The organism is Nocardiopsis chromatogenes YIM 90109 (assembly GCF_000341185.1).
GTDB lineage: Bacteria > Actinomycetota > Actinomycetes > Streptosporangiales > Streptosporangiaceae > Nocardiopsis_A > Nocardiopsis_A chromatogenes.
Genome location: NZ_ANBH01000382.1, coordinates 1 through 986 on the forward strand (window position 1 = coordinate 1; position 986 = coordinate 986).

Here is a 986-nt window from a genome sequence, read left to right on the forward strand (position 1 = left end):
CGCCGGGATGGCGGTGCTGTCCGGCTCCTCGCCCTTCCTGCGGCGGGTCCGGGTGCGGCGGGTCCGCGGGCACGGCGTGCGCTTCGACGGCGGCGGGGGCCGCCTGGAGGACCTGGAGGCGACGGGGGTGCGACGCTCCGGGGTGCACGCCTCGGGCGACGCGCGCCCGTCCCTCACCGGCCTGCGGGTGGTCGACGCCGGGGAGAACGGGGTGAGCGCCGCCGCCGGTGCGGTGCTGGACCTGCGCGACGGCGAGGTGGCCGGGTGCGGCGGGGACGGGCTGGCGGTGCACGCCGGGGGCGAGGCGACCGCGACCCGCATGCGCCTGCACGGCAACGGTCGCAACGGGGCGCTGGTGGCGGCGGGCGGCCGCGCGGTGCTGCGCTCCTGCGAGCTGTTCGGCAACCGGGCCGACGGGGTGCTCGTCGGCACCGGCGAGGACGTGCTGGTGGACGGGTGCACGGTGCGCGACAACGGGCGCGCCGGGCTGAGGCAGACCGCCGCCGGGGCGAACGTCACCGCCGAGTCGCTGGTCAGCGAGGGCAACACCGACGAGGACCGGTACGGCCCGGATGCGTTCCCCGAAGGCGACGGGGCCCCGGAGGCCCCCGGGGCGGCCGGGGACGCCGACGAGGAGGCCGCCGGGGACGGGGACGCGGGGCCGCTGGCCGAACTGGAGGCGCTGATCGGCTTGGAGGGCGTCAAGCGCGAGGTCACGACGCTGGTCAACCGGAACCGGATGGCCCGCCACCGGGCCGAGATGGGGCTGCCGTCCCCGCCCGTCGCCCGGCACCTGGTGTTCTCCGGGCCGCCGGGCACCGGCAAGACCACGGTGGCGCGGCTGTACGGGCGGCTGCTGGCCGACCTGGACGTGCTGCGCTACGGGCACGTCGTGGAGGCGGCCCGCGCCGACCTGGTCGGCCAGTATGTGGGGGCCACCGCGATCAAGACGACCGAGGTGTTCGAGAAGGCGCGCGGCGGGGTGC

1 protein-coding gene is annotated in these 986 nt (G+C 78.0%); it reads left to right on the forward strand.

What is annotated here, in order from left to right:
• Positions 1–986 (forward strand): right-handed parallel beta-helix repeat-containing protein (locus tag D476_RS35250; RefSeq protein WP_040728980.1); only part of this gene is annotated, 986 nt, incomplete at both ends.